This window comes from Streptomyces sp. NPDC007095 (genome assembly GCF_040634475.1).
In the GTDB taxonomy this organism is placed as follows: Bacteria; Actinomycetota; Actinomycetes; order Streptomycetales; family Streptomycetaceae; genus Streptomyces.
The window spans coordinates 1-3,268 of record NZ_JBEYFS010000460.1; the positions used below are offsets into that span (position 1 = coordinate 1).

Genomic DNA, 3,268 nt, shown 5'->3' on the forward strand with positions numbered 1-3,268 from the left:
CTTCTCCATCCTCCAGGGCGAGGGGCTCGTCCATGCCGAGCACGGGAAAGGCGTCCCGCAGCGGGGCCGCCTAAGGAGAATCACACCATGCCTGTGAGCTTCGTAGGCTCTGCCATGACCAACGACGGTTCGGAGACCCGCGCGCGGTCCGGCGCGATGTTCGACAAGGACTACACGCTGCGACTGGCCCAGGCGCACGAGGAGTCCGACTGGGACCGCATGCTGATCGCGTACCGCTCCAACTGGCCGGACCCCGCCCAGGTCGCCGCATACCTCGCCGCGCACACCGACCGCATCGGGTTCCTCGTGGCCCACCGGCCCAACGTGTCCTACCCGACGTTCGCGGCCACCACCTACGCCACCTTCGACCACCTCACGAACGGCCGGCTGACCCTGCACTTCATCAGCGGGGGCTTCGACGACGACCAGCAGCGCGAGGGCGACTTCCTGAAGAAGGACGAGCGGTACGCTCGCACCCGCGAGTACATGCAGATCGTCAAGAAGGCGTGGACGTCACACGAACCCTTCGACTACGAGGGCGAGCACTACCGCTTCACCGACTTCGTCAGCGACGTCTTCCCCGCACAGCAGCCCCGGCCCGCGCTGTCGTTCGGCGGGTCATCCGCCGCGGCCTACGCGGTCGGCGGCGCGGAGGCGGACATCTACGGCCTCTGGGCGGAGTCCCTCGCCGGCACCGCCGAGCAGATCGCCTCTGTGCGGGCGGCGGCCCGCGCCGCCGGACGCACCGACATGCCCCGGCTGCACTGCGCGTTCCGCCCGATCCTCGGCGCCACCGAGGAACAGGCCTGGGAGAAGGCCCACCGGGTCGTCGACCTGATTCACGCGCGCAAGCAGGGGCTCAGCAAGAGCCAGGACATCGCCTCCTGGCGCCTGCGTCAGATGGCCGAGAAGGGTGAGCGCTACGACCGCGCCCTGTGGACCGGGACGGTGGCCGCCACCGGCGGCGGCGGTCCCGTCGCGGCGCTGGTCGGCACGCCCGAGACGGTGGCGGCCGCGCTGATCGACTACGTCGACCTCGGCGTGGAGATCATCGCGGCTCACGGCTACGACTACCTGGAGGACGCGGTCGAGTTCGGCCGCGAGGTGATCCCGATCGTGCGCGAGGAGATCGCGAAGCGGGACGCCGAGCGGGGAACGCTCGCGGACGCGGGGACGAAAGGGCGGGCCGCCGCGTCCGGCGCCGGGGCGGTCGGCGCTTGAGTCCGTCCCTCGGCACCGGCGGGGAGGCTGAGGACGCGCCGCCCCTCTCCCCGCTGGCCCGAGCTCCTGGATCCCTGTGCGCCGCGATGCGCCTGGAGGAGCCGGATCCAGACCAGACGCTGCTGTCGGCGCTCCTGCCGCCCGGTGTCCGCACGGCCGAGGAGTTCGGCGACCCGGAGGGCGGTTCCCTCTTCCCCGAGGAGGAGGCGTGGATCGCCAAGGCGGTCGAGAAGCGGCGGCGGGAGTTCACCACGGCGCGGATGTGCGCACGCCGGGCACTCACGGCGCTCGGATGTCCGGCGGTGCCGCTGGTCCCCGGCCGGCGTGGGGCACCCGCGTGGCCAGCGAGCTTCGTGGGCTCGATGACCCACTGCGCCGGCTACCGGGCCGCCGCGGTGGCGTGCAGGGGCGACGTCGTCTCCCTCGGCGTCGACGCCGAGCCGCACGAGCCCGTCCCCGAAGGCGTCGTCGCCATGGTGGCCCTGCCGGAGGAGCAGCGTATGCTCGCCGACCTGGCCCGCCACGATTCGACGGTCCACTGGGACCGGCTGCTGTTCAGCGCCAAGGAGTCGGTCTACAAGACCTGGTTCCCGCTCGTCGGCAGTTGGCTCGGCTTCGACGACGCCGCGATCGACATCGACCCGGACGGCGGCGTCCTGCGGGCTCGGCTGCTGCGCGAGGGCCGCGACCGCGAGGGCAGACAACTACGCGAACTGCACGGCCGCTGGCGGGTCGGGCGGGGACTCATCCTGACAGCCGTCGTCCACCGGCCGTAGGGCCTGCGGCCGACGGACGGCCGCAGGCCGGGGGCGGCCCGACCGCCCGCCATGACGCCGAGGCGTGCGGCCGGGGATGCGGAGTACGGATTCGGGGCCACGGTGCGGGCGTACGGCTCGGATGCGGGTGTTGACAGCGCCCCGGCCACCCAATGACGGCGGCAGCCTGCACGATGCTGCGCTTGACGACGTCGATCGACGTCGTCAAGCGGCTCAGGCGGGAGCACGGTCCCATACCGCTGGTGCCGCATGTTGGCGATCTTGATGCGGGTTACGGTGAAGTGCCAGATGATCATCATCTGGGCCCCGAGATGCTGGTGCTGTGGGACCGGGGCTTCGACGGCAACGACTTCCTCGCCGCCGTGCACGCCACCGGAGCACAGGTCCTGGGCCGCATCTCCCAGCGCCGGCGGCCACCCGTCCTCCAGGCGCTCGCCGACTCCTCCTACCTGTCAGTCATCGGCGGCGTCCCGGTGCGCATCATCGAAGCCCGGGTGAGCTTCACCTGCACCGATGGCAGCAAACTTCGAGGGCACCTACCGTCTGGCAACCACGCTCCTGGACGCCCGCCGATACCCCGCCCACCGCCTCGTGCACGTCTATCACGAACGCTGGGGTGCGACACGAAGTCGCACGAGATTGAGTGAATTACCTGACAGGAGGATCGACTTGATGTCGACAGCGTAGTTCCGGGCCAGTGCTCAAGGTCCGTCCCCACTTCGACATGCGTCGCCGGTAACGGCGGGGTGTGAAGCTCGGAGGAGAAGCCCAAGGACTCTCGTTCCATCCGGGAGTTACAGGCAAAGGGGAAGACCGGACGGGTGAACGCAAGTGAACCCCTGATGATGCTTCGTAATCGTGACCCCAGCCGATGGGTTGTTCCAGCGGGGTGCAGGACTGGCCGTTGAGAAGCGGCAGGCGCCGGCTGGATCCCCATCGTCAGCCGGGAGAGCATCGCCGTCCCGGAGTTTAGGGGGCACCCACCCCGGTCGTATCTCACTCGTGTGGAACGTGGAAACCCCGTTGGGGTCCGGTGCCGGAAGGCGCCGGTCAGCCGACCGCAAGGAAGGCCCAACTCCCCAGCGGGAACAGGATGACCCAAGAAGCGAACGCCGGTGGCCGAAAGGCAACGGGAACCCGCGGCAGATGATCAGCACCTCCGCTGGTCGCCCCGGATACTGACCTTGGCGTTATAGCGTCTGGGTGTCTGGGTCTTCGTCGGACCTGGTGACAGGGCCCGTCTTGGCTGGTAACCCGGAAGTATGCGGTAT

General features: G+C 69.8%; 3 protein-coding genes. All 3 read left to right on the forward strand.

Translation table 11 applies throughout. The features are described from left to right. Positions 1 to 87: 87 nt before the first annotated feature. Entirely contained in the window at positions 88 to 1,221 is a 1,134-nt protein-coding gene (locus tag ABZ656_RS57240) for an LLM class flavin-dependent oxidoreductase (protein ID WP_101408680.1), read from the forward strand. Beyond that, complete coding sequence (locus tag ABZ656_RS57245; protein WP_360280571.1) at positions 1,218 to 1,997, forward strand: 4'-phosphopantetheinyl transferase superfamily protein; 780 nt, start codon at positions 1,218 to 1,220, stop codon at positions 1,995 to 1,997. The genes ABZ656_RS57240 and ABZ656_RS57245 overlap by 4 nt, the downstream gene beginning before the upstream one ends. Before the next feature lie 182 nt (positions 1,998 to 2,179). Beyond that, positions 2,180 to 2,644, forward strand: a complete 465-nt coding sequence (locus ABZ656_RS57250) for a hypothetical protein (RefSeq protein ID WP_360280574.1) — start codon at positions 2,180 to 2,182, stop codon at positions 2,642 to 2,644. The last annotated feature ends 624 nt before the right edge of the window (positions 2,645 to 3,268 follow it).